The organism is Streptomyces sp. NPDC003691 (assembly GCF_053981115.1).
Genome location: NZ_JBSFNQ010000027.1, coordinates 62,171 through 86,729, shown reverse-complemented (window position 1 = coordinate 86,729; position 24,559 = coordinate 62,171). Strand labels below are relative to the sequence as shown.

Genomic DNA, 24,559 nt, shown 5'->3' with positions numbered 1-24,559 from the left:
ATCCTTCGTCGGCCAGCCGTGCGGGCGGGCGACGAGCTGCCATTCACGGCTGGTGGTGGGCAGTGCGGACATGCGGGCAACCTCCTGCGGCCCCACGCGTTCGTCGTGGTCAGCCACGACGAACGCTTCCTCGCCCGGATCGGGGTGGACCGGTGGCTGCGGCTCGCCGACGGAGAACTCACCGAGACGGGAGCGCCGGAAGAGGAGTGACCGCCCCGGCCGCGGACCGGGCGCCCCGCCCGGCCCGCGGCCCTGTGCGGCCCGGGCCGCACAAGGCCGCGGGCACCGTACGGCGCCGGATGTCCACAGAGCTTCCTACCTCCCAGTAGACTGCCCCATCACCGGCTAACCGAGGGGGAGTTGGCGATGACGCAACCGCAGCCGCAGCACGTCCGGATCGACACCACCCGGGCGCACTCCGCACGCGTCTACGACTGCATCCTGGGCGGCAAGGACCACTACGAGATCGATGCCGACGCTGCCCGGGCGATGTGCGCCCAGTGGCCCGCACTCCCCGTCCATATGCGCGCCAACCGCGCCTTCATGCACCGGGCCGCCCGCCATCTCGCCCGGGAAGAGGGCATCTCGCAGTTCCTGGACATCGGCACCGGCCTGCCCACCTCGCCCAACCTGCACGAAGTCGTGCAGCGCGAGCGGCCCGACGCCGGCATCGTCTACGTCGACAACGACCCCATCGTCCTCGCCCACGCCCGGGCCCTGCTCACCAGCGCACCGGAAGGCCGGACCGCCTACGTCGACGCGGATATGCGCGACCCCGAAGCGATCATCCGGTCGCCCGGCTTCCGGGCCGTCCTGGACCTGGACCGGCCGGTCGCCCTGATGGTGATCGGAATGCTCCACTTCATCATGCCGCCCGACGACCACACGCTGCTCGGCCGTCTCCTCGCCCCCCTCCCGCCGGGCAGCTTCCTCGCCGCCACCATCGGTACGGCGGACTTCGCCCCCGACGAAGTCGGGCGGGTGGCCCGGGAGTACGAGAGCCGGGGTATGCCGATGACCCTGCGCACCCGTGCCGAGGCCGAAGCCTTCTTCACCGGCCTCGACCTGGTCGAACCGGGCCTGCGCCAGGTCCACCACTGGCGCCCGGACCCCGGGGACCCCGTCTGCGACGACCGAGACATCGCCATGTACGGGGCGGTCGCGCGCAAGCCCTGACCCCGGCGCCGCCCGCGGCCCCGCGGCCACGGCGTGAGCCCGCTACCACCGGGCGAGTTCCGGACCGCCGGACGAGGTTCGCGACCACCGGGTGATAAGCGCCCGCTTGGTAGAGTCCCCGGCAACCTCCGCGGCACGCCCCGACCCCTTCCCCTTCGGGCCCGCGGACGCTCCCCGCGGGCCGCGGAAGCCCGGCGCCCCCCGTACGCGGCCGCAAACGCACCCGCCACGGGCCATGAGCCGCGCCCGGGCGCCCCCGTTGGCGCCGTTTCCGGCCGTGTGCGTTCCGTGGCCCCCGCACGGGGCTGCCCGGCGCGCCCCGAAAAGATCTTCACAGTTGCGGCATATCTGCCAGGAAATCTTCGCTTCCATGATCATGATTCCCTGACGCGGAGTGAGATCCACTTCTCGCGCGCCCCTCTTGGCCTGCGAAAACGTGTCCGTATGGCAGCCAACCGAAATCGTGGCCCTTCTGGCGGGGCAGCCCTTCCCGGTACAGATGATCACGGCGGCCCGCAATCAGCCTGGGGGGCCGCCTCCGCCATGTTTCTGGGGGTTCATTCGCCATGTCCGGATTCACCCGTCGCCAAGTCATCGGGGCAGCCGCCGGCGCCGCGGCAGGCACCGCGCTCATCGGTGTCGCTACCGCAACGGCCGACACCGCCCGGCCGAAGGCCGCCGCACACGGGACCGCCGGGGCCGCCGAGTTCGACGAGGTCTTCCAGGGCCGCCGTATCCAGGGGCGGCCCGCGAAAGACGGCCACCACGCCCACGCCCGTTCCGGGAAGGAGGGCGGCGCCGTCTACAGCGTTCTGATCGACGGCCGCGAACTCCATGTCATGCACCACGGGAAGACCGGCTGGAGCAGCGCGATCAACCACTACGAGAGGTTCGCGACGCCTCTTGAGGCCGCCCGCACCGCGGTGATCACCCTCAAGGGTGCCGCCGTCGTCCCCTTCACCCCCACCGCCTGAGCCGGGAGCAGTCAGCCATGACCGTACGGAAGAACCAGGCGAACCTCACCGCCGCCGAGAAGAAGGCGTTCACCGACGCCGTGCTGGAGGTCAAGCGGAGAGGTGTGTACGACGAGTTCGTCGCCGCCCACCGCCTCCGGTTCGCCCTCGACATGAACACCGGGATATACGTGGGCCACTTCGGCCCGTCGTTCCTCCCCTGGCACCGCAAGTACCTCATCGACTTCGAGCGGGAGCTGCAGAAGGTCGACCCGCAGGTGTCCATCCCCTACTGGGACTGGACCGTCGACAACACCGCCGCCTCCTCGCTGTGGGCGCCGAACTTCCTCGGCGGCACCGGCCGCCCCCTGGACGACCAGGTCATGGACGGGCCCTTCGCCTACTCCACCGGCAACTGGACGATCAACATCCAGGTCGACAGCCGTCCCTTCCTGGCCCGTAACCTCGGCTACCGCGTCCCCACCCTGCCCACGAAGGCGCAGGTCGACGCCGCCCTCGCGATCCCCACCTACGACTCCGCGCCCTTCAGCAGCGGCTCGGCGGGCTTCCGCTCCGCCCTCGAAGGCTCCGACGGTTATATGAGCATGCACAACCGGGTCCACACCTGGGTCTTCGGCCAGATGGAGACCAGTGTCTCCCCGAACGACCCCGTGTTCTGGCTGCACCACGCCTTCGTCGACAAGCTCTGGGCCGACTGGCACGCGCTCCACCCCACCAGCGCCGAGTACCTCCCGGCGGCCGCGACGCCCGATGTGATCGACCTCAACGAGACCATGCCGCCCTGGACGAACGCCACCCCCCAGAGCCTGCTGGACCACACCCAGTTCTACGTCTACGCCTGACCCCTGCCCGTCCGCTCCACCCCTGCCCGCCGCGCGGTACTCCGCGCGGCGGGCGCCGTTCGTCCGGGGCCGGAACCCGCCGCCGGAACCCGCTGCCGGAATCCGGGGCCGGGGGTGACGGCCGAGACCCGGCTGAGACTTTCAACAATAAAATGATACAGTGATGTCTCATTCCGAATGAGTAAGTCTCACGGGTTGGAGTCCCTCATGTCCCGCCTCGCCGTGGCCCCGGCCGTGGACGCCGTCCAGGACGCCATACATGCGCGCCGCTGGACCGTCCTCGCGATCCTCTCCGGCAGCCTGCTGCTGATCGCCATGGACACCACGATCCTCAATGTCGCCTTCCCCTCCCTGGTCGCCGATCTCCGGCCGGGCTCGGTGGAGCAGCTCTGGATCATCGACGCCTATGCCCTCGCGCTCTCCGGCCTTCTGGTCACGGCCGGTGCCCTCGGCGACCGCTGGGGCCGCAAACGACTGCTCATCGCCGGCTTCGCCCTCTTCGCCGTGGCCTCACTGGCCGCGGTCTTCGCCACCGCCGCCTGGCAGGTGATCGCCGCCCGCGCCCTGCTCGGCATCGGCGGCGCGGCGATCATGCCCGCCACCCTGTCGATCCTGCGGCACGTCTTCACCGACGCCCGCGAGCGGGCCTTCGCCTACGCCGTCTGGGCGGCCGTCATGGGCGGCGGCATGGCACTCGGCCCGGTCGTCGGCGGACTCCTCGTGGAGGACCACGGCTGGGAGTCGGCCTTCCTGCTCAACGTCCCCGTCGCGCTCGCCGTCATCGCCTTCGGCTCCTGGCTGCTGCCCGAGTCCTACGCCCCGCGCGCCGGACGCTGGGACTGGACCGGCGTCGCCCAGTCCGTGGTCGGCATGATCGCGCTGGCCGCCGGTATCAAGCAGCTCGGCAAGAGCGGACTCACCGCACCCCTGCCCTGGCTGCTGCTGGCCCTCGCCGCCGTCGTACTGACCCTCTTCGTCCGGCGCCAGCTGCGCCTGGCCAACCCCCTGCTCCAGATCCGCCTGTTCGCCCGGCGCGCCTTCAGCGTCTCGGCGGCCGCCCTGCTGCTCGGCATGATCGCGCTCGGCGCCGTACTGTTCCTGCTCACCCAGTGGTTCCAGTACGCCCTCGGCTACTCGCCCCTCGAAGCGGGCATCCGGGTACTGCCCGCACCGCTCGCCCTCGTCGTCACCTCCCTGCTTGCCCCGCCCCTGATGCGCGCCCTGCCCGTACGGCACCTGATGGGCTCGGGTCTGGTCCTGATGGCAGCCGGCCTCGCCCTGCCCTGGCTCGTCCAGGACGGCGACGGACACCTCGGCTACCCGGTGATGGCGGTCGCCCTGGCACTGATCGGCTTCGGCGCCGGACTCGCCATGACGGTGGCCTCGGTCACCCTGATGGCGGCGACCCCCGCCGAACACGTCAGCGGTGCCGCCGCCATCGAGGAGACATGCTACGAACTCGGTGCCGCGCTCGGCGTCGCCTCCCTCGGCTCGCTGGCCGGCGCGCTCTACCAGAGCAATCTGCCGGACTCCGTGACCGCCGCCGCCCGCGGCTCGGTGGGGGAGGGCGCCTACACCGCCCAGGCGCTCGGCGGCGAGGCCGGTGCCGGTCTCCTCGACCAGGTGGCCCGTGCCTTCACCCACGGTATGACCCCCGCGTTTGCCGCGGGCGCGGTCCTGGCCCTGGCCGCCGCCGCCACCGTATGGGCCTGGATCCCGCGCGGCATCCGGCCCGCCGACAGCACCCACTGACCCGCGGCGGACACCCCGGCGGCCGGCCTCAGCGCCGGCCGCCGGCGGCGGTGGTCCAGCCCCGGTCGATACCGCCCAGCCAGGTGTCCTGGGCATCGGCGAGGGGCCGGTCCAGGGGGAGCGGCAGGAAACGGCAGGAGAAGACGAGACCGGTATCGGTGTCCTCCCTGCCCCCGCCCCCGCCGCCGACGCGGTGCACCCAGGCGTCGGGGGTGCCGGAGGGCACCTGGAGATAGAAGAAGGTGGTACGCCGCGGCTGCCCGGTCTCCGGATGGGGCCTGTTCTCCGTGGCGATCCGGCGGACGGCCGTCGCCGTCGTCAGGCCCGTCTCCTCGGCGACCTCCCGGAGCACCGCCGCCTCCAGGCTCTCGCCCGGTGCGACACCGCCCGCGGGAACCTGCGTCCCGGCCGCGGGTATGCCGACATGATCGAAGACCAGCAGTTCGGGTACCGTCCGCTGCCGGATCACATAGGCGGCGACACGGATTCTGGGGGGAATCGTTCCGGCGTTGTCAGTCACGCTGCCATCATGATCGCCGCCCGCCCCGGACGGCCAGGGTTTCTTCGGACAGGACGGCCCCGGCCGGGGCCGTCCTGTCCGCCCGGGCAGGGCGGCGGCGCGGCGAAAAACGGTTACAGGGCGCGGTGCATCACATGGAGCCCGACATAGCCGTGAGCGGGATGCCGGAAGCCCTCCGGTACGGTGCCCACCACCGCGAACCCCAGGGACTCGTAGAGCCGTACCGCCCGTACGTTCGTCTCCACCACCGCGTTGAACTGCACCGCCCGGAACCCGGCGGCCCGCGCCCACTCCAGCGAGTACCGGCAGAGCGCCCGGCCGACACCCCGCCCGGCGAACGCCGGATCGACCAGATAGCTCGCGCTCGCGACATGCGAGCCGTTGCCCGCCTGATTGTTGTTCATCTTGGCGGTACCGAGGACCGCTCCGTCGTCGTCGACGGCGACGACCGTACGGTTCGGAGCGGGCAGCAGCCACATATCCCGCCCCGCCTCCTCACCGAGATCCGGCGGATAGGTGAAGGTCTCGCCCGCGGCCACGACCTGACGGAAGAACGGCCAGACAGCGGCCCAGTCCTCCGGAACGGCTTCCCTGATCAGCATGCGCCCAGCATGCCCACCCGCGGACCGTCCCACCAGCGCTTTTCCCGGCACCCGGCGGCACCGCTCAACGCCCCGGCCGCCGGGCGGGGCCGGGCAGCGCGGCACCGAACCACCGCCGCAGCGCGCCGGACAGCTCCCCCTGGCCGTCACCCGCCCATGCCACATGGCCGTCCGGCCGCAGCAGCACCGCGGGCGGATCCGGGTCCCCGCCGGGGTCGGCGACCCGGCCGACCCGGTCCGTCCAGCCCGCCGCCGAGAGACGTCCCGTCCGGTCGAGCAGCAGCCCGCGGACCGTGCTCCGGCCGCCGTCGCAGCCGACGAGATAGCGCGAGCGCAGCCCGGTGCCGTCCGCCAGCCGGGCGGTCACCCCCTGCCCGTCCGGGCTCAGCCCGGCCAGTGCCAGGCCGCGCCGGACCACGACGCCCAGTTCGGCGGCGCGCTCGGCCAGCAGCCGCTCGGTCACGGTCTGGGGGATACCGAGGACGTACGGGTGCGCGGTGTCCAGTCCGGACGGCGGCGGCTTCGCGATTCCGGCGAAGAGCCCGCCCACCGGATACCGCGTACCGGCCGCCAGAAACCGTTCCAGCAGACCGCGCTGGTCCAGAATCTCGATACTGCGCACATGCAGCCCGAGCGAACGGACCTGCCGCGTCGGCTCGGCGTCCCGCTCCAGGACGACCACCCGTACCCCGTGCAGCCGCAGCTCACGGGCGAGCATCAGACCGGTCGGCCCGCCGCCGACCACCATCACGTCGATCAGCGAACCCCCCGGCGCAGACCCGTAACCCGGTGTGGACCCGTAACTCATAGAAAGCTCGCTTACGTCGCAAGCCGCTCATCCCACGGCTTTCCGGCTCGGGCGACGATTCTGTGGTAGACGGGGGGCCTTGCCGCAAGGCCCCCCGTGCGCTACACGTTGAGAGAGCCGGAGACCGGATGTCCCCCTCCCTCCGCCGCCGGACACCGGCGGCCCGCAGGCCCCGCCGCGCCGCGACGGGGCCTTTGGTGATTACTGCCAGGCGTTGGTGCAGCCGTTGACCCACCGGTGGGAGCTGATGCTGTCGGCGGCGTTGGTGCGGGCGGCGTCGTTGAACGTGTTGCGGCTGAGGCCGTCGACGTACAGCTCGTTCCAGTCGAGGCAGCCCGTGCCACCCGTGTAACCGGAGTGGAGATAGAACTGGACGTCGTTGACGCCGCCCGAATAGGTGCCGGTGTTCAGCACCGAGCGGGCGTTGTCGTTGTCGCTGCCCTGGAAGGCGCCGGACGCGTCGGACCAGTTGGAGTCGTTCCCGCTGGCCGCGCCCAGAAGCGTGTTGCAGTCATCCAGATAGTAAGCCCGGACATTGCCGTCGCCCTGGTGCGTGCTGTACGCACTGTTACAGCCCGGCCCCTGTGCCTGGGCGGCCGCGGCCGGTGCCGCCTGGGCCGTCGACAGGCCCGTGCCCAGGGCCAGCGCCAGGCCCGCGGCGGCCGCGAGAGCGGTGTGGATCGTACGCATGGTGATCTCCTTCGGTTCGAATGGTGCAGGAATGTGCGGTCGGTGGTGGTACGTCCTGGGGAACCGGCCCCGACGGCTCAGCCGTTGGGACCGGGGATCCGGTCGGCGCGGGCGAGAGCGGCCAGCCGCAGCCGGTCGCGGGTGATGATCTCGTCCGCGTACCGTGCGCGCGCGTCGGCGCCGTACTCGCGGACCAGCAGCCGGATGGTGCCCGGCAGCGCCGCGCCGTCGGCGCAGGCCGCCTCCGCGACCGCCAGCTTCTTCTCGACGGAGTGCGCCCGGCCGGGGCTCAGCCCCTTCGTCAGCCCCGGCAGGGAGGCGCGCACCCGGTCGGGTTCGGGATAGGTACGGCCGGTCTCCCGCCGCATACACGCGGACCAGGCCTTCAGCGCGCCGGTGAAGCGGGTGTCGCGGACCAGGCGGGGCACATAGAGGGGGTTGAGATTGCCGACGGTCTTCTCGGCCCGGAACCAGGTGTCCAGATCCTTGTAGAGCGCCTTCCTGGCCTCCCCCGTGCAGCCGCCGAAGGAGCCCCGGATCGTGCCCCCGGCCGGCAGCCGCACCGACAGGATTCGGGCGCTCTCGCCGCCGCCCAGAGCGGTGAGGTACCGCCGCAGCTCCGGCCGTGACAGCCGCTCGCGGTAGGAGAGATTCCGGTCGTCCTTCTTGGCCGCGAGCACCTTGTCCTGGATCCGGCTGCCGTAGCCGTGCTTGCGCGCCCACGCCACGTCATCGGCCACGAATCCGGTACGGAACGCCTTGCCCTCCTCCGGACTCAGCGCGGGCTCCACCCAGTACCGGAAGCCCTTCTTCTCCATGCACCGCTGGACGAGCCGGAGTTCGGCCTGGTCGATACGGACCTGCTCGGCGTCGGTCAGCTCACGCGGGGGCTCCGCCGGACCGGCCCCGGCAGGCCGGCCGCAGCCCGTCAGAACGGTGAACGCGAGGACCACGGCCGTACCGAGCGCGGTGGCCGTGAGCCGGCTGCCCGGTACTCCCTGGCGGGACTGCTGTCGGTGCACGATGCCTCCTGTTCGTCCGGCGGACCGGAACGGCGCCCTGCCGCCGCGGTGGGCTCTCCCGTGGACACCACCGTGCACGGCAGAGGTGCAGCACGGACGCAGCACGGGCGCAGCACCGGTGCAGTCCCGGCGCAGGAATCGAACGTGAGTCTGGTGTCGTACGGGTCGCACGGTGCACTGTGTGCATGAGGCAGCTCAGCTCCTCGTGTTGCGCCACCGGCCGTACGCGGTGGGAACGACAAAGGGGGACAGCGTGAAGTTCTGTGTGCTGGGGCCCGTGGAAGTGTGGCTGGAAGGCCGCAGACTTCCGCCCTTCGCCCGGAAACCGACCGCCCTGCTGACCGCAGGGCTTCTGGACGCCGGCAGCGTGGTGCCGGTGGACCGGCTGATCGAAGCAATCTGGGGAACGGCGCCGCCGACCACGGCTGCCAAACTCGTCCAGAGCTATATCGCCAGAATGAGGCAGGCGCTGCACCGCGCCGGTGCCCACGACACCATCCTCACCTGCCCCGGCGGGTACCTCTTCCAGCCGGAAGCCGGAGCGCTCGACCTCGCGCGCTTCCAGAACCTGGTGGACCGGGGCCGGGCCGAGGCCGCCCGGGGGGAGTACGGTTCGGCCGCCGAAACCCTCGACGCCGGGCTGCGGCTCTGGCGGGGACCCGCCCTGGGCTCCCCGGCGACCTGGGTCCTTCAGATAGAGGCGACCCGGCTGGAGGAGATGCGGCTCGCCACCGTCGAAGCGATGCTGGAAGCCCGGCTGGAATCGGGCGACCCCGCCCGTACCGTGGGCGAACTCACCCGGCTCGTTGCCGAGTTCCCCCTCCGGGAACGGCTGCGGGCCCTGCTGATGACGGCACTGGAACGCGCCGGGCGCCGGGCCGACGCCCTGCGCGTCTACCGGGAAGGCCACCGGCAGCTCCGCGCGGAACTGGGCATCGAGCCCGGCCGTGAGCTGAAGGACCTCCATACGCGCCTGCTGACCGCCGACAGTGCGCCCGCCGAGGCCATTGTCGAGCAGCCGCGGCGGGCCGTGGCCCTGGAACCGGCCCGGCAGCCGGTCTTACCCGGGGCGGACGGCGCCGGGGCCCCGCCGCCCCCGCCCGCGCAGCTGCCGGCCGCGGTCCAGCGGCTGACCGGGCGCGAAGCCGAAGCCGCCCGGCTGGAATCCGTACTGCTGAACGGCGGGCAGCACGCCACGGTCTGTGTCGTGCACGGAATGCCGGGCATCGGGAAGACGGCACTGGCCCTCCACACCGCCCACCGGCTGACGGCCCATTTCCCGGACGGCCGGCTCTATGCGGACCTGCACGGCAGCGACCCCGCCGGGGCGGCCGACCCGTCGGAGATCGCGGCGGGCTTCCTCCGGGCACTGGGCACCGCGCCCGGCCGGATACCCGCCGCCTTCCCCGAACGGGCCGCCGCCTTCCGCACCCTGCTGGCGAAGCAGCGGATCCTCGTCGTCCTCGACGACGCCGCCGGGGAACGGCAGATCCGGGAACTGCTGCCCGGCGCCGGGAGCCGCGGCGCCGTGCTGATCACCAGCCGCCGGGCGCTGCCGGGGCTGGACGCGGTCGAACGGGTCGCGCCGCGGATCCTGAACTCCTGCCAGACCCTGGAGCTCCTGGCCCGGCTCACCGGCCGGTCCCGGGTGGCGGCCGAACCCCGGGCGGCGGCCGAGATCGCCCGGCTCTCCGGCGGACTGCCGCTCGCGGTCCGGATCATCGGATCGCGGCTCGGCGCGCGCCGCCGCTGGCCGCTGCGCGTCCTGGCCGACCGGCTGAGCGACGAACACACCCGGCTGTCCGAGCTGGCCTGCGGCGATCTGGGAGTGCGCTCGGCGATCGGCATCAGCTACCGGGCCCTCCCGGAACCGGAGAGCCGGGTACTGCGGCGCCTCGCCGTACTGGAGTCGCCCGACTTCGCTCCCTGGGTCGCCGCCCCGCTGGCGGCCGTCGGCCTGCCGGAGGCCGAACGCCTCGTCGACCGGCTGGCCGACGCCCATTTGCTGGAACCCCTCGGGGCGGACGGCACCGGGCAGGTGCGGTACCGCTTCCACGAGCTGGTGCGGCTGTACGCCCGTGAACGGGCCGAACACGAGGAGGCCGCCGATCATCTGCCCGCGGCGGTCTCCCGGCTGCTGCAAACCTGGCTGGCGCTGATCCGCGCGATCGGGCCGGCCGAATCCGCCGGGGTGCTCCGGACGGTGCCGGAGGGCAGCGACTCCACGCTCGCGGCGAGGCTGCTGCGCGACCCCGGCCGCTGGCTGGAGGCCGAGCAGGACGGACTGGTCGCGGCTGTGGAACTGGCGGTACGCCTCGACCTCCGGGAGGAGGCGTGCGGGCTGGCGTCCGCACTCGTCGATGTCACGAACCGGGTGAGTACCCGGTTCGACGCCTGGCGGAGCGTCGAGGGAGCGGCGCCGGACCCGGCCCGCCCCGCCGGGCCGCCCGTGTGGCGCGGCCCGTCCGCCCACCGCGCCCGTGCGGTCGTCCTGCGGGCGGGACCGTCCCGCCGCCGTCCGCTCACGCTCGCCGCGCGCCGCTGACGGGTCCCGCCCCGGAAGGCTCGTCTCCCGGCCGCCGCGCCGGGGGACGAGCCCCCGCCCCGCCGTACCGGGCCGCGCCCGACGCTGCGTCAGGGGAGGTCCGGCGGCAGCACGTACACCCCGGTGCCGCCGTCCCGGAAGCCGGTGGCGAGCAGTGTGCCGTCGGGGGAGCAGGCGAGGGCGACGACGGTGGTCGAGCAGTTCATCACCGGTTCGCCGAGGGCCGCACCGGTCGCCGTATGCCAGACCCGGAAGGTGCGGTCCGCGGCGGAGGCGGTCACCAGCAGCCGTCCGTCCGGGGTGAAAGCGGCCAGGCCGACGGCCCCGGTGTGGCCGGTCAGCGGACCGGCGGCGGCCGGCCGGCCGGTGGCGGGGCCGCGGAGCAGGACGACCCCGTCCTGCCCGGTGGTGGCGAGGGTACGGCCGTCGGGCGAGACGAGTACCTGGGTGACGGGACCGGTGTGCCCGGCCAGGGGCCTGCCCATGGGCCGCCCGGTGGCGGTGCTCCAGCGGTGCACGGTGCCGTCGCGCCCGCCGGTCAGCAGTGTGCGCCCGTCGCGGGAGAACGCCAGCGCGTCCGGGCCCGCCACCCCGGCCGGAATCGGGTGGTCCGTCGGTGGCCGTCCCGTGCCGGGGTGGTGGAGCCGTACGGTCCGGTCCTCCCCGGTGGTGGCGAGCACCCGGCCGTCCCGGGAGAAGAGGACCCGGGTGACGGGCCCGGTATGACCCGCCAGGGGTTCCCCCGCCGGGCGACCGGTCGCCGTGTCCCAGCGGTGCACCGTCCCGTCGTGGCCCCCGGTCACCAGCATCCGCCCGTCGCGCGAGAACGCCAGACAGCGCACCCGCCCGTCGTGGGCCGTCAGCGGGCCCCGCGCGGGTGCGCCGGTCGCCGGCTCCCAGAACCGCACCGTCCGGTCCCAGCCCGCGCTGACCAGCAGCGAGCCCGACGGGGTGAACGCGAGGGCGGTGACCGGGCCCTCGTGCCCCAGGAGCGGGCCGGTCACGGCCTTCCCGGTCACCGTGGACCGGAGACGTATGTCCGGGGTCCAGCCGGCGCTCGCGAGCAGGGCACCGCACGGCGAGAAGGCGAGCGACGCGACGGCCCCGGCCTGCTGCCGGTCCGTCACGACGAATCCGGGAGGCGACTGCATGGCATGGGCGGCGGCCGAGCCCGCGGGGGCGGGCAGGGACCGGCAGGCGGCGCGCCAGGGCCGGAGCGCGGGATCGTCCGCGGGCAGCAGCTCCCGGCGTCCGCCGCCGTGCAGCATCAGGGCCCGGACCAGGTCGACGACGACTTCGGTGTCCAGCGCCCGCCGCCCGGTGAAGGCATGCTCCAGAACGTTCGGGGTGAGGGTGTGGAGCCCGTGCCGGTGCGCTTCGCGCAGCACGGCCCGGGGCGGCGGCGAGCCCCGCTCGGCGCGCAGCTTGCGGAGCGCGGCGGCGAGAGCGGTCCGCCGCTCGCCGTCGGTGCCGTCGGCCGATCCCATCCTGGTCCCCCCGGGTTCCGGTGCGTGCGTGCCGCCACCCTAGGACCCGGTACCGACAGCCGGACGTTCTCCGTACGGCCCCGGCGGCCCCGGCGGCCCCGGGCCTCACGGATTCACCGGCTCACGGATCCACGGGCTTACGGGCTCACGAATTCACGGGCTTACGGTGCACCGGCTGACGGTGCGCGGGCGCCGTTCCGCGGCGGCCCCGCGCCCGGGAGCAGCAGCCGGAAGGTGCTGCCCCGCCCCGGGCTGCTGTCCAGTTCCAGCCGCCCGTGGTGCTCACCGGCGATCGCGGCGGCGACGGCCAGGCCGAGTCCGGAGCCCGGCGCCGGGGGCGAACCGGCGGGTGCCGCGCGGTAGAAGCGGTCGAAGACCCGGGCCGTGTGCTCGGGCGCGATACCGGGGCCGTGGTCGGCGACTTCGACGACGGTCAGGGGGCTGCCGGGCGGCGGTGGCGGACCGGTGGCGGCACGGCCGGGACGGTCGGTGCCGTAGTGGCGGCTGCCCGCCGGGACGGTGCCGAGCCGGACCCGGATCGTGGTGGCCTCGGGGGTGTGGACGGCCGCGTTGGCCAGCAGGTTCCCGACGATCTGGGCGAGCTGATGGGGGTCGCCGGTGGTCTCCACGACCTCCAGGTCCCCGGCGGTGCCGGCACCGGCGCCGGATGCGACTCCGGCGGCGGCACCGGGGTCCAGCGGTTCCAGGGTGATGGCACGCCCCGGGTAACGGACCGCGGTGGTCGCGACGGCGTCGGCGCACAGGGAGAGCAGATCGACGGTCTCCCGGTGCGGCCGGGGCGTGTGCCCGAGCGTGGCGAGCAGGAACAGATCCTCGACGAGACGGCTCATCCGCTCCGCGTTGTGCCCGATGAGGGCGTGCGCCTCCCGGCGCCGGGCGTCGTCCATCGACTCGTCCTGCAAAAGGAGTTCGGCGAATCCCTGAACGGCGGTGAGGGGGGTACGGAGTTCATGTCCCGCGTCGGCCATGAAACGGCGCAGCCGCCGTTCGGAGTTCTCGGCCCGGCGCAGCGCGGCGCGCAACTGGTCGAGCATGGTGTTGAGGGCCAGCCCGAGGCGCCCGACCTCGGTCCCGGCACCGGCACCCGGCACCCTGAGCCGGAGGGAGCCGCCCGCGATCCGCTGGGCCGTCCGCTCGACCTGGGTGAGGGGGCGCAGTCCCAGCCGGACCGCGGCGCCGCCGAGCCCGGCCACCCCGGCCGCGACGGCGGCACCGACGGCGAGGCTGAACCAGAGGAGTTCGGCGGTCGCGTCGTCCACGGCGTCCAGCGGCAGCGCGACCACGGCCCGCATGCCGTCGGGCCCCGGATGGACCATCACCCGCCACTCGGAGCCCGCGGAGTCCGCGGGGCCCACCGTCGACGCCCCGCCGCCGGCCGGGCCGAGCCCCGCGGCGGTGGCGGGCAGCCGCGGGCCCGGCGCGCCGTCGGCGCCCAGGGACCTCAGGAGCAGCCGGCCGTCCCGGTCGTAGAAGTAGACCCGGTAGTCGGACGGCAGGGCGTCGGCCGGAGGGGGACGGCGCGGCGGCTCGCCGCCCGCGATCTCACGGTAGACCCCGGCAGGTGGCCGGAAGTGTGCGAGCCGCTCGTCGACCTGGCCGGTGAGCCACGCCCGTACGACGGTGATTCCGGCGAGCTGGGACAGGGCGACGGCCCCGGTCGCCAGCAGCACGGCGATCAGCACGAGACGGCCGCGCAGGGAGCGGGGGCGGAGCCGGTGCGGCCACTTCACGATCCGGCCCGGCCGGTCTCGTCCCGGGGGAGCCGCAGGCAGTAACCGACGCCCCGCACGGTGTGGATGAGGGCGGGCGGATCGTGGTCGATCTTGCGGCGCAGATATTTGACGTAGGTGTCCACGATCCGGGTGTCGCCCGAGAACCCGTACTGCCATACCTGCTGGAGGATGTCGTGCTTGTCCAGCACCCGCTCGGGCCGGGCCAGCAGACAGGCCAGCAGCCGGAACTCCGTGGGGGACAGAGCGAGGACGCGGTCGGCGCGCCGGGCCTCGTGCCGGTCCTCGTCCAGTACGAGATCGGCATACCGCAGGGGCGGCCGGGTGCCGGACGGAGAGACGGCGGCGCCGGTGCGGCGCAGAATGGCGCGGATGCGCAGCAGCACCTCCTGCACATGGAACGGTTTGGTGACGTAGTCGTCGCCGCCCGAGCTGAGCCCGATGATCCGGTCCTCGACCCCGGTGCGGGCGGTGAGGAAGAGCACGGGGGTGTACGTGCCCCCGGCGCGCAGTTCCCGGGTCAGCCGGTAGCCGTCGGTGTCGGGGAGCATCACGTCCAGCACGATCAGATCGGGCCGCTGGCCGGCCGCTTCGCGTACGGCTTCCGCTCCGTCGGCGGCGCTCGCCACGGCATAGCCGGCGGCGCCGAGGGCGGAGGTGAGCAGGGTCCGGATGCTGGGATCGTCCTCGACGACCAGAACGGTGTGCCGGGCCGTACGTCCCCGGGCGGGGGAGTGCTGGTCGGTCACGGTGCACCTCGTGGAACGGGCCGGCCGGCCCGCGGAGCGGACCGGGTCGTGGTCGGTGGTGATGGTGATGGTAGATGCGGACCCTGTGATGCGGACCCTGTGATGCGGACCCTGTGATGCGGACCCTGTGATGCGGACCCTGTGAAGCGGGCCGGACGGACCGGCCGGGTGCGGGGAACCGTACGGGACCGCCCCCTCCGGGCCGGTCCCGTACGCGTGCCCTCAGCCGGTCACCTTCTCGTTCCCGGCGAGCGCCGCCGCCCGGGCGGTCACGGTCGTGACCAGCCGGTCCGCGGCCGTGTCCAGCTCCGCGGAGCCCCCGCCCGCCGCCCGGGCCATGTCCGCGACTGCCCGGGCCTGCCCGGCCGCCGCACCGGAGGCGTAGAACTGCCGGTAGAGCTTCTTGTACGCCGTGAGATACACCTCGTCGAAGGCGTCCAGCTCCAGGAACCTGGTCTTCAGGGGATGCCCCATGGCGCCGACGGCGCCCCCGGCCCGGTCGGGCGGGCCCCCGGGCGGCACGTCCCCGGTAGCGTCGCCGCCTCCGCCGCCGGGCATCCTTCCGGGCGGTTCCGGCATCCCTCCAGGGGGTTCCGGCAGGTCCCCGGGGGGTTCCGGATTCCGGTCCGGTGCCCCGGACGGCGCTCCGCCGCCGGTGTCCGGCGCGCCTTCCGCCCCCGCCTGTCCCGCTGCCCCGGGCTGTCCGGCACCGGCGCCGGGAGTTCCGCCCGGCATACCGCGCCCCATGCCGAGGGTGTCGTCCGGGCCCGCCGCCGTATCACCGCCGAAGGACAGGTTGTAGTCCCACCCCAGGACGGTGAACTTCCTGGTGCCCAGGTCGTAGCGCAGCAGATAGTTCTTGCCGGGCCCGGCCATGTCGTCGAAGTTCAGCAGCAGGTTCTGGGTCGCGAGATAGGACGCCAGCGACCCGATGTCGACATACTCGTCCAGGTCCCGGGCGAACTCCTCGTCGGATGCCCGGTCCGCCCAGCCGATCAGCTTCATCACCGGTTCGAGGTCCTGACTGCCCTTTCTGTTCAGCTGCTCGAAGGAGGACTCGTAGGCGGTCGGATCGTCACCCCGGTAGGCGAAGCTGCCACCGGCCTTCGCCTTGTACAGCACGGCGTCGCCGCCGAGGTCCCCGGCATAGTCCGTATCGGGGTTCTCCACCATCAGCCGGGTCACGGCCGGCCGGTCGTTCACCCGTACCTCGGTGAAGGCGTACCGTTCCGCCTGCTGCCCGCCGGCCGCGGTCAGCGACAGCGACAGGGCCTCGTTCAGCGGGACCTGGGCGTCGCTGCCCGGGCGCAGGGAGATCTCCCGCTCGCCCTGGTACGCGCGGCCCTCGACGTACTCGTCGATCTTGACCAGCCAGGGCAGCTCCTCAGGCTCCGCCGCGGAGAGTTCGTAGCGGACCATCCCGCCGCCGCCCCCCGGCGCGCCCGCTCCTCCGGGCTCGCCCCCGGCCCCGCCCGCGCCCCCGCCCCCGGGCCCGGCGGCCCCGCCGCCGCCCGCTCCTCCGGGGCCGGCGCCCGCGGCACGCCCCGCGCCCCCGCCCGGCAGACCCTCCGGGGCACCGCCCCGCCCGCCGCGCAGCGACATCAGCGTGGAGTTGCCCTTGAGCCGGATCCCGACGTCGTCGAGCCGCACACCGTCGATGACCAGGTCGGCCTCGATGTACTCCTTGGTGCCGTCCTCGCGGAACTCCTTCATCATCGCGTCGAAGTCCGTCTGCCGGTACGTCAGCCGTACCGAGTGCGGTACCGAGGTGTCGTACAGGCCGACCTTCCCGGTCACGTTCTCGGTGATCGCGTCCGCCTCCACCCGGGAGGAGGAGGTGACGTACGGCGCGATCCGCGCGTCCCCCAGGAAGTGGACCATCGCGACCAGCCCCGCCGCCATGGCCGCGACCGGCCGCCAGTGGTGCCGCACCCGTACGGGCAGCCGGTCCCGCAGCCGCCGCCCCCGGGCCCGCCCGGAGCGCGGGGCGCCGTCCGCGGTCACAGGTCGGTCGTGTCGTAGCCGGTCAGAATCGTCACCCGCTGGCCGGACGTCCGCTCCTGGAGGGCGTTCATCAGCTCCCCGGGTTCGGTGCCCTTCTTCAGCCGTACCGTGTAGAAGACCTCCGCGAGCGCTCCGCCGCGGACGGTCTCGGTGCTGACGAGTTCGAACTCGCTGGTGTACCGGATCAGTACGTCACGGATCCTGGGCGTGTAGTCCTCACCGGCCGGCACCTGCACCTTGACCACCTGGCGCTGCACGTTCAGGGCGAACCAGTCGAACTTGAACATGAACAGCACGACCGCGCAGATGACCACCGCGCCGACCGCGGCCAGGGTGTAGAAGCGGGCGCCGCAGGCCATGCCGATCGCCATCGCGAGGAACACGAAGCCGACGTCCCTGGTCTCCTTGATGGCGTTCCGGAAGCGGATCACGGACAACGCGCCGACCAGCGAGAAGGCGCGCGCCAGATTGGATCCGACGACCAGCATGATCAGCGCGACGACCATGCCCACGATCACCAGGGTCTGCACATAGGACTGGCTGTAGGAGATGTTGCGGTGCGTGTACCGGTAGACGTAGCCGATCAGAGTGGACAGGACGAAGGACAGCGCCATCGCGGCCACCACGTCGGCGACGCTGAACGTACCGCTCAGCTCCTGGAGATCGAGATCGAAGTTCACTGGGTTCCTGCCTTCAGGGGCGCTTCCGGCGCCGGCCGGGGGACGGTGGGGGCGGGCGGATGGGCCGCCTCGTCGAGATGGAAGACCGAGCGGGGCGCGAGCCCGAACGCCTCGACCGACTGCACGTACTTCGAGATCCGTACGAGGGCGAGATTGCGCCGCGCGGCCAGATCCGTGATCCAGTGCGGAGTGCGCTCGTTGACCTTCACCTCCATCACCGCGAGGTGCGGCGGAATGGTGAAACGGTTCTCCGGGTGGGGGATGCCGAAGTGGAAGTCCCGGTCCCGCCCCCGCACCCGGCGGTCCAGGGTGACGCGCAGCCCGAGGTCGGCACCCCGGCCGACGAGCGCCTCGCGCTGGTAACCGGTGATGGCGGTGGGCCGCAGATTCATTCGTACGATCAGTTCCAGGACTTCCTGGACGAAGGCGCTTTCCTGCGGTGAGTGCGGCACGAGCTGCCGTCCGTCGCACAGCTGCCGGGCCACTCCGTAGGCCAGGGCGATACGGCGTTTCTGGGTGACCCGGTTGACCCGCTGCTTGATCTCCACGCACACCGGAGACTCGTCGGTGACGCCCTCCGGGGAGCCGTAGTGCCGGATCCGCAGCTTGCGGCGGAACTTCAGGCCTTCGATTTTCTCCCAGTAGAAGGTGAGCCGGGGCGTGTCGTAGTACAGGCTCCATACCCCGTACCCGCCGGCCGGGCTGTGCCGGTCGCTGTCCATCCGTTCGGCCAGCTCGTCCCGGATCACCGCGGCCTGTTCCACCGGCACCAGATACTTCAGCTCGAACCGGTTGAAAGCATGCAGCCGGCTCGCCACATGGAGGGGCTCACCGCCCGCCCCGCCTCCGCTTCCCGGAGTCGCTGCGGCTTTCGAAGGAAACACCCTGACCTCCTCGCTCGTTCACGGCGGATCCGACCGCCGTCCACAAGCAACCACCGGCGTCTGAGGAAGCGGTGAGATTCCCGGGTGTACTGCGGGAGTCTTCGGCGTGAACGCCGGACGACGTCCGGTGCCGTCCCCGCGCCGCGGACCGGCAGAGCGGGCCGACCATGCCGGCGGCCGGGCCTGTAGGGTGGCCGCGTGGGGGGTTCAGTGATCGACGGGGACGGGGCGAAGGGCCGGCGGATCCGCGGGCTGGACGCCGGGGAACGGCGGGCCAGACGCCGCGAGGACCTGCTGGACGCCGCGCTGGACCTGTTCTCCGCCCAGGGCTACCAGGACACGTCGATCGAACAGATCTGCAAGCACGCCTACGTCGGTACCAAGAGCTTCTACGAGGTCTTCACCGGCAAGGAGGCCCTGTACCTGGCCCTGCTCGACCGGATCGTCGCGGATGTGACGGGCCGTCTCGCGGCCGCGCTCGACGGGTTCGGCGGGCCGGACGGCGCCCGGGACGAGCGGGCGGCCGCCCGCTCGCTCATCCGGCTCTTCGCCGACGCCTTCGTGGACGACGTCCGGGTGGCCCGGGTGACGTTCGGCGAGGGCCGGGCCGTGACCCCGCTCGCCGAGGAGCGCCGCCGCGGCAACCGCCGGGCGGCGGCCGCCTTCGTCGAGACGGCCTGGCGGCGCCTCGGCGTCACGACGGACCCGCGGGCGCGCGTGGTGGCCATGGGGCTGATCGGCGGCCTCTTCGACATCATCGCCGACTGGCTCCTGGACGCCGACCCCGCGCTCCCCGCCGACCGCGCGTTCCTCCAGGACGGTCTCGACCGCTTCTACACGGCGGTCAGTTCCGGACTCGTCTCCTCCTGAACCGCGGGCCCGAGCCGCGCACTCCGCATCGCGGACCCCGAACCACCGCCTCCGGACCCCGAACCACCGCCTCCGGACCCCGAACCACCGTCCCCGGACCCCGGACCCCGGACCACCGTCCGCGCCCCTGCGCACGAAGGCGCGCCCCCGTACCGCCCGACCGGAGGACCGGCACGCGCTTTTTCGAAACGATGCCTTGTTCCTAACAAGGGCCCGTGCTCTACTTCCGGGTAACCCTCCATGAACCGGGAGTTGCCCATGGCCAGGCTCCGCACGTTCCTGACGGCCCTGCTGCTGTCCGTACTCGCGTCCACCACCCTCGTCCCGACCGCCTCCGCTGCCGAGACCGGCGCCCCCGCACCGTCCTCGGGGTGGAACGACTGGTCCTGCCGCCCGAGCGCCGCCCACCCCGAACCGGTGGTCCTGGTCCACGGCCTCGGCGCCAACGGCACGGTCAACTTCCTGACCCTCGCCCCCGCGCTCCGCGCGGCCGGCTACTGCGTCTTCTCGCCGACCTACGGCAGGACCGTGCTGGGCGGGCTGTCCGGCGGGCTCGCCCCGATGGCGGAGAGCGCCGCCGAGATCGGTGCGTTCGTCGACCGGGTCCGCACCACCACCGGCGCGCAGAAGGTGGACGTGGTCGGCCACTCCGAGGGCACCACCGTCCCCGCCTACTACATCAAGTACCTGGGCGGCGCCACGAAGGTCGACGACTTCATCGGCTTCGGCTCCAACTTCCGCGGCACCACCCTGAACGGACTGGCCACCCTGGCCGCCGCCCTGAAGCTCCAGCCCCTGCTCACCGGCGTCGGCTGCGGAGCCTGCACCGACTACCTGCCCGGCTCGGCCTTCCTGGCCAAGCTCAACGACGGCCCCGTCGCCGTCCCCGGCCCCACCTACACCAGCATCGTCACCCGCTACGACACCGTCGTCACGCCCTACACGAGCGGCCTGCTGACCGGCGGCGCGAACGTCACCAACATCGTGCTCCAGGACAAGTGCCGCCTGGACTCGGCCGGCCACCTCGGTCTGGCCGTCGACCCGAACATCACCCGGCTCGTCCTGAACCGGCTCGACCCGGAGAACGCCGGACCGTTCCGCTGCCTGCCCTTCACCACCCTGGGCATCTGAAGACCGGGCCGTACGCCTCTCCGCGGCCGGGCGGAGGGCGTACGGCCCCCCGCCCGGCCGGGTCCCGCCCCTGCTGCCGGGTCAGTCCCACCAGAAGTCCCACGACGAGGCGCCGACGAGCCCCTCCGCATAGGCCGACAGCCCCCGGTAGCGGGAGTCCTGGAGGATGTTGTCCGGGCAGAACGCGAAGTGCTCCGCGGCGATCGCCAGGGCGTCCTCCCCGGATGCCGGGGGAGCGGCCACGCTCAGATGGAGGGTGGCGAACCCCACGGCGACGACCCGCGCCCCGAAGCGCTCCTCCCAGCTCCGCAGCACGGCGGAGAACTTCGCCGTGTCGCCGTCGTAGTTGACGGGCCCCGTCCAGCCCACGGCCGCGAGGGCATCGGCACCCGACGCGGCGGCGACCAGCCCCAGCCGGGCCTCGTCCCGGAAGGAGGCGAAGAAGTCCGCGTGCTCGTCCGCCGTCTTACCGGGATCCGCCCCTTCCGGTGCCGCGGGCGCGAGGCCCGGCGGGAGCTGTCCGAAGGGCGCGGTGACGGCCGGCGGCAGGGGGTCGTCCCCGGAGCCGGTGTGCTCCTGCCACCACCGCGCGAGAAGCGCGGCCGGATCGTGGTCCGCCGGGGAAGACATCTCCGCCGGGGACAGTTCGTCCGAGGCCCAGGGCCGGAAGTCGTCGTCCCGGGGGTCCAGGGCCTCCAGGAGCAGCGGCCACAGACCGGTACGGGGGTGCTCGGCGCGTATCCGCTTCCACAGCCCGAGGGGTGCCGGCTCGTCGCTCAGCCAGAGGACCGGCCGTCCGTCGGCCGTGATGGTCCGGCCCGGGGGCAGGAGGGTGTCGATCAGCGCGAGAGATTCGGAGTTCACGGGCGGATGCTAACCGCCGGGTCCGACAGGCCCGCCCGGCGTGATCCCGGGGGCCCGGCGACGGGAACGGCGGTGTCCGGGCCGGACCGGACACCGTCCGGCGACCCGGGCGCGGCCCGCCCCCGGCCCCGGGGCGGCCCGTCGCCGTCTCCCGTCCCCGGCGTCCGCACCCCCATCACGTTGAGGAGCGCCCGGGTCGCCGGACTGGGGTTGAACCGGCTCCACGCCAGGTACTCGACACGGCGCGGCCCGCCCAGCACCGGGACCAGCGCCAGCCCCGGATCACTCTCGGCCAGCGGGCGTACGAACGCCGACGGCAGCAGCGCGATACCGAGCCCCCGGGCGATCAGCCGCGTCACCAGCTCCACCACCCCGGCCTCGTAGGCGACGTCGCGCACCAGACCGGCCGCCGAGAACGCCAGATCGGACTGGACCCGGGCCGGAGTGCCGCGCATGAAGTCCACGAACGTCTCACCGGCCACATCCGCCAGCGTGACCCGCGCGGAGCCCGCCAGCCGGTGACCCGCGGGCACCACCAGGACGTGTTCGTCGTGATCGAGGACGAGGGACGCCACCCCGGAGGGCCGGACGTCCTCGGGCAGGCCCAGAAACGCGATGTCGAGCTCCCCCTGCCGGACCGCCGCCGCGAGTTCGTCGCTTCCGCCCGCCCTGAGCTGCACCCGTACATCGGGATGCCGCGCCCGGTAGCGCTGGAGCAGCTCGGGTACGTCCACGGCGGCCGTGGTCACCAGCACCCCGACGGCGAGCCGCCCCCGCACCACCCCGGCCGCGGCCGCGGCGTCGACGGCGGCGCGGTCGGCCGCGGCCAGGCACTCCCGCGCACCGGCGAGGAACGCCGCCCCGGCGCTGGTGAGTTCCGTACGGCGGCTGGACCGGGCGAACAGCCTGACACCCAGCTCCCGCTCCAGATCGGCGATCCGGTGACTCAGCGACGACTGCACCACCGAGCAGCGCTCCGCGGCCCGGGTGAAGTTCCGGGTCTCGGCGAGGGCGACCACGTACCGCATCTGCTGAAGGTCCATCGAACCATCGTTTCCCTTCATGGCTGCTATGACAAGCATGCTTTGGAATCATCGATCGCCGGGCGGGAGACTCGCCGCACGCCACCACGGCCCGCACTCCCGACAGAAGGACGGCACCAGCGATGAACACCCCGACGCCCCGCCCCGCCACCACGCCCCTGAACATCGCCGTGCTCGGCGCCACCGGAATGGTCGGCAGCCGGGTGATCACCGAAGCCGGCTCGCGCGGACACCGGGTCCTGGCGCTCTCCCGCCGACCCGTCGGCGACCACCCCCACGTGACGCCCGTACCCGTCGACGCCCATGACCCGCGAGCCCTGCGCGAGGCCCTGACCGGCAGCACTGCCGGGCGGGTGGTGCCGGACGCCGTCGTCGTGACCGTCCGCACCGAGCCCGTCGACCGGACGTTCCTGGTCGAAACCACCCGTACGGTCCTCGATATCGCGGCCGAGCTGAAGATCCACGTGGTGGTCGTCGGCGGTGCCGGTGCCCTGCGCAGCCCGGGCGAACCGGAGCTGCTGGTCGCCGACGACCTCGCCTATGTCCCGCTGGAGCTGCGCCCCGTGGCCGCCGCCGGAGTGGCCCAGTTGCATGCCGGCCGGGACCACGGCCACCGCGACTGGACCTATCTGAGCCCTCCGGCCCTGCTCCAGCCCGGTGAGCGGACCGGCCGCTACCGGCGAGGTACGGACACCCTGCTCACCGCGGCCGACGGCCGCTCGTGGATCAGCGCCGAGGACCTGGCGGCCGCCGTGCTGGACGAGATCGAGTCCCCGGGCCGGGACCGCCATGTCACGGTCGTCCACCGGGAACCCGGCGAAACCCCCGCGGTCTGAGCCCGCCCCGTACTCGCCGGTACCCTTCCGTACCCGCCTGTACCGCCCCACGGGTCCGCGCCGGCGCCCGCCCGCCGTCGGAGCGGACCCGTCGGCGTCCCGCCTCCCGGCCGGTTGTCGGTGGCGGCTGGAAAGCTGGCCGGATGAACGGCGACGAGCAGATACTGCACGGCAGGGTGTACGGCCGCGAGCACGACGACCCCCACCCCGGCCCCCTTCCGCACCGTACCTACGCCGCGCTGACCGGCGGTCCGCTGGACGGCCTGCTGCTGGACATCACCGGCTGGCTCCCGGAGGAGGTCGACCGGGGCGCCGCGCTGCCGACCGAACTGGGCCGGTTCACCGGCGGCCGATCCCTGTACGATCCGCGCCCCGGCGAGGCACGCGCCCCGGGCCCGGGAATCGGGTGCCGCTTCCACTACTCCGGTGACACCCCCTGAGCCGCATCCGCCCCGACAGCCTCAACCGGCCTTCTCCGTCGCCTGGTTGAGAAAAAATTGCAGAGAATGAATTCTTGCAGATTCTGCATTCACCTGCCTACCGTGGAACGGTGACGACGGATGGACGAGCCCGCGGCCGGACCGGCGACGGCCCCCCGGGCCTGCGGGAGCAGAAGCGGCGCCGTACCCACCGGCTGCTGGTGACCACGGCCCTGCGCCTGGTCGCCGAACGCGGCTTCGACGGGGTGACCGCGGAGGACATCAGCACGGCGGCCGGGGTCTCCGCGCGGACGTTCTTCAACTACTTCGCGGCGAAGGAGGACGCGCTGCTGGTGGCGTACCCGGACGACGACGAGCGGATGGCGACCCTGCCGGACCGGATCGTCTCGGCGCCCGCCGGACTCTCCCCGCCCCGTGCCATGGCCCACGCCTGGCGGGACGATCTGGCCCGCTGGGACGAGGACCGCGACGAATGGCTCACCCGGCTCGCCGTGGTGACGGAGCATCCGGCACTGACCGCCCGGCTGCTGAGGTACCGGGACCAGGAGAAGACCGTCACCGTCGGGGCCCTGGCCCGCCGTACCGGGCTGCCGCCCGCGGATCCGTACCACGTGCTCGTCTTCCATGTGGTCGAAGGGGCGACGGAGGCCGCCATGGAGCTCTGGTACCGGCGGAGCGGAGCAACCCCGCTCCCCGCCCTCGTCGACACCGCACTGTCCGCCGTCGAAGCCGGACTGGCCGTCCCCGGCCGGGCGGACACCGGCTGAACACGGCCGCCGCCCCACGGCGGCACCGGCACCAACCGGAACGACAACGGAGACCCGAGGGGCCGCGGACCGGCCGGCGGGAACACGACCACCCCGTCCCGGACCCCCCGCCACGGCCCCGG

23 protein-coding genes and 1 pseudogene are annotated in these 24,559 nt (G+C 73.1%); 11 read left to right on the top strand and 13 right to left on the bottom strand.

Translation table 11 applies throughout. The features are described from left to right. The 5 genes from ACWDR0_RS15920 to ACWDR0_RS15900 form a co-directional block, all read left to right on the top strand. A partial coding sequence (locus tag ACWDR0_RS15920; protein WP_456352263.1) for a hypothetical protein occupies positions 1-210 on the top strand: 210 nt, incomplete at its 5' end. A 156-nt stretch (positions 211-366) separates the two neighbouring features. Then, positions 367-1,176 (top strand): SAM-dependent methyltransferase, encoded by an 810-nt coding sequence (locus ACWDR0_RS15915; RefSeq protein WP_456352262.1) that lies wholly within the window; start codon positions 367-369, stop codon positions 1,174-1,176. Positions 1,177-1,742: 566 nt separating this feature from the next. After that, positions 1,743-2,150, top strand: a complete 408-nt coding sequence (melC1, locus tag ACWDR0_RS15910; protein WP_456352261.1) for an apotyrosinase chaperone MelC1 — start codon at positions 1,743-1,745, stop codon at positions 2,148-2,150. Between the two features lie 17 nt (positions 2,151-2,167). Further along, complete coding sequence (locus tag ACWDR0_RS15905; RefSeq protein ID WP_456352260.1) at positions 2,168-2,992, top strand: tyrosinase family protein; 825 nt, start codon at positions 2,168-2,170, stop codon at positions 2,990-2,992. Positions 2,993-3,199: 207 nt separating this feature from the next. Further along, positions 3,200-4,744, top strand: coding sequence for an MFS transporter (locus ACWDR0_RS15900; RefSeq protein ID WP_456352259.1), 1,545 nt, complete (start codon positions 3,200-3,202; stop codon positions 4,742-4,744). Between the two features lie 28 nt (positions 4,745-4,772). Here ACWDR0_RS15900 and ACWDR0_RS15895 read toward each other — a convergent pair whose 3' ends face one another. From ACWDR0_RS15895 to ACWDR0_RS15875, 5 genes are all read right to left on the bottom strand, one after another. Further along, positions 4,773-5,264 (bottom strand): NUDIX hydrolase, encoded by a 492-nt coding sequence (locus ACWDR0_RS15895; protein ID WP_456352258.1) that lies wholly within the window; start codon positions 5,262-5,264, stop codon positions 4,773-4,775. Between the two features lie 113 nt (positions 5,265-5,377). After that, positions 5,378-5,866, bottom strand: a complete 489-nt coding sequence (locus ACWDR0_RS15890) for an N-acetyltransferase family protein (protein WP_456352257.1) — start codon at positions 5,864-5,866, stop codon at positions 5,378-5,380. A 64-nt stretch (positions 5,867-5,930) separates the two neighbouring features. Then, on the bottom strand, positions 5,931-6,626 hold the full coding sequence (locus ACWDR0_RS15885) for an FAD-dependent oxidoreductase (protein ID WP_456352266.1): 696 nt from the start codon (positions 6,624-6,626) through the stop codon (positions 5,931-5,933). Between the two features lie 249 nt (positions 6,627-6,875). Further along, on the bottom strand, positions 6,876-7,364 hold the full coding sequence (locus ACWDR0_RS15880; RefSeq protein ID WP_456352256.1) for a hypothetical protein: 489 nt from the start codon (positions 7,362-7,364) through the stop codon (positions 6,876-6,878). A 77-nt stretch (positions 7,365-7,441) separates the two neighbouring features. Next, entirely contained in the window at positions 7,442-8,386 is a 945-nt protein-coding gene (locus ACWDR0_RS15875; RefSeq protein ID WP_456352255.1) for a hypothetical protein, read from the bottom strand. A gap of 181 nt (positions 8,387-8,567) precedes the next feature. Here ACWDR0_RS15875 and ACWDR0_RS15870 point away from each other — a divergent pair, with 181 nt between their 5' ends. Beyond that, positions 8,568-10,931 (top strand): AfsR/SARP family transcriptional regulator, encoded by a 2,364-nt coding sequence (locus ACWDR0_RS15870; protein ID WP_456352254.1) that lies wholly within the window; start codon positions 8,568-8,570, stop codon positions 10,929-10,931. 89 nt (positions 10,932-11,020) lie between these two features. On the opposite strand, the gene ACWDR0_RS15865 is transcribed toward ACWDR0_RS15870, so the two are convergent. The 6 genes from ACWDR0_RS15865 to ACWDR0_RS15840 form a co-directional block, all read right to left on the bottom strand. Further along, positions 11,021-12,418: a WD40 repeat domain-containing protein gene (locus ACWDR0_RS15865; protein WP_456352253.1), complete on the bottom strand. Its 1,398-nt coding sequence runs from the start codon at positions 12,416-12,418 to the stop codon at positions 11,021-11,023. A 161-nt stretch (positions 12,419-12,579) separates the two neighbouring features. Next, positions 12,580-14,169: a HAMP domain-containing sensor histidine kinase gene (locus tag ACWDR0_RS15860; RefSeq protein ID WP_456352252.1), complete on the bottom strand. Its 1,590-nt coding sequence runs from the start codon at positions 14,167-14,169 to the stop codon at positions 12,580-12,582. Beyond that, positions 14,166-14,918 carry a response regulator transcription factor gene (locus tag ACWDR0_RS15855; RefSeq protein WP_456352251.1) on the bottom strand — a complete coding sequence of 251 codons (753 nt, stop codon included), beginning with the start codon at positions 14,916-14,918 and terminating at the stop codon, positions 14,166-14,168. Before ACWDR0_RS15855 ends, ACWDR0_RS15860 begins: the two co-directional genes overlap by 4 nt. Positions 14,919-15,140: 222 nt before the next feature. Further along, the gene (locus ACWDR0_RS15850) at positions 15,141-16,820 is read right to left on the bottom strand and encodes a CotH kinase family protein (RefSeq protein ID WP_456352265.1); all 1,680 of its coding nucleotides are present in this window, start codon (positions 16,818-16,820) and stop codon (positions 15,141-15,143) included. 98 nt (positions 16,821-16,918) lie between these two features. Continuing rightward, positions 16,919-17,602, bottom strand: a complete 684-nt coding sequence (locus tag ACWDR0_RS15845) for a DUF4956 domain-containing protein (protein WP_456352250.1) — start codon at positions 17,600-17,602, stop codon at positions 16,919-16,921. Further along, the gene (locus ACWDR0_RS15840) at positions 17,599-18,420 is read right to left on the bottom strand and encodes a VTC domain-containing protein (RefSeq protein WP_456352264.1); all 822 of its coding nucleotides are present in this window, start codon (positions 18,418-18,420) and stop codon (positions 17,599-17,601) included. Before ACWDR0_RS15840 ends, ACWDR0_RS15845 begins: the two co-directional genes overlap by 4 nt. A 264-nt stretch (positions 18,421-18,684) precedes the next feature. Here ACWDR0_RS15840 and ACWDR0_RS15835 point away from each other — a divergent pair, with 264 nt between their 5' ends. Both ACWDR0_RS15835 and ACWDR0_RS15830 read left to right on the top strand, forming a co-directional pair. After that, positions 18,685-19,356: a TetR/AcrR family transcriptional regulator gene (locus ACWDR0_RS15835; protein ID WP_456352249.1), complete on the top strand. Its 672-nt coding sequence runs from the start codon at positions 18,685-18,687 to the stop codon at positions 19,354-19,356. Between the two features lie 258 nt (positions 19,357-19,614). Next, positions 19,615-20,487, top strand: a complete 873-nt coding sequence (locus tag ACWDR0_RS15830) for an esterase/lipase family protein (RefSeq protein WP_456352248.1) — start codon at positions 19,615-19,617, stop codon at positions 20,485-20,487. Positions 20,488-20,568: 81 nt separating this feature from the next. Here ACWDR0_RS15830 and ACWDR0_RS15825 read toward each other — a convergent pair whose 3' ends face one another. Both ACWDR0_RS15825 and ACWDR0_RS15820 read right to left on the bottom strand, forming a co-directional pair. After that, positions 20,569-21,351 (bottom strand): DUF4253 domain-containing protein, encoded by a 783-nt coding sequence (locus ACWDR0_RS15825; RefSeq protein ID WP_456352247.1) that lies wholly within the window; start codon positions 21,349-21,351, stop codon positions 20,569-20,571. A 158-nt stretch (positions 21,352-21,509) separates the two neighbouring features. Continuing rightward, positions 21,510-22,394, bottom strand: a pseudogene (locus ACWDR0_RS15820) (LysR family transcriptional regulator); the annotation flags it as partial. A gap of 122 nt (positions 22,395-22,516) precedes the next feature. On the opposite strand from ACWDR0_RS15820, the gene ACWDR0_RS15815 reads away from it, so the two are divergent. From ACWDR0_RS15815 to ACWDR0_RS15805, 3 genes are all read left to right on the top strand, one after another. After that, positions 22,517-23,230: an NAD(P)-dependent oxidoreductase gene (locus tag ACWDR0_RS15815; protein WP_456352246.1), complete on the top strand. Its 714-nt coding sequence runs from the start codon at positions 22,517-22,519 to the stop codon at positions 23,228-23,230. A 143-nt stretch (positions 23,231-23,373) separates the two neighbouring features. Then, positions 23,374-23,670, top strand: coding sequence for a hypothetical protein (locus ACWDR0_RS15810; RefSeq protein ID WP_456352245.1), 297 nt, complete (start codon positions 23,374-23,376; stop codon positions 23,668-23,670). Positions 23,671-23,780: 110 nt separating this feature from the next. After that, entirely contained in the window at positions 23,781-24,437 is a 657-nt protein-coding gene (locus tag ACWDR0_RS15805; protein ID WP_456352244.1) for an acyl-CoA-like ligand-binding transcription factor, read from the top strand. The last annotated feature ends 122 nt before the right edge of the window (positions 24,438-24,559 follow it).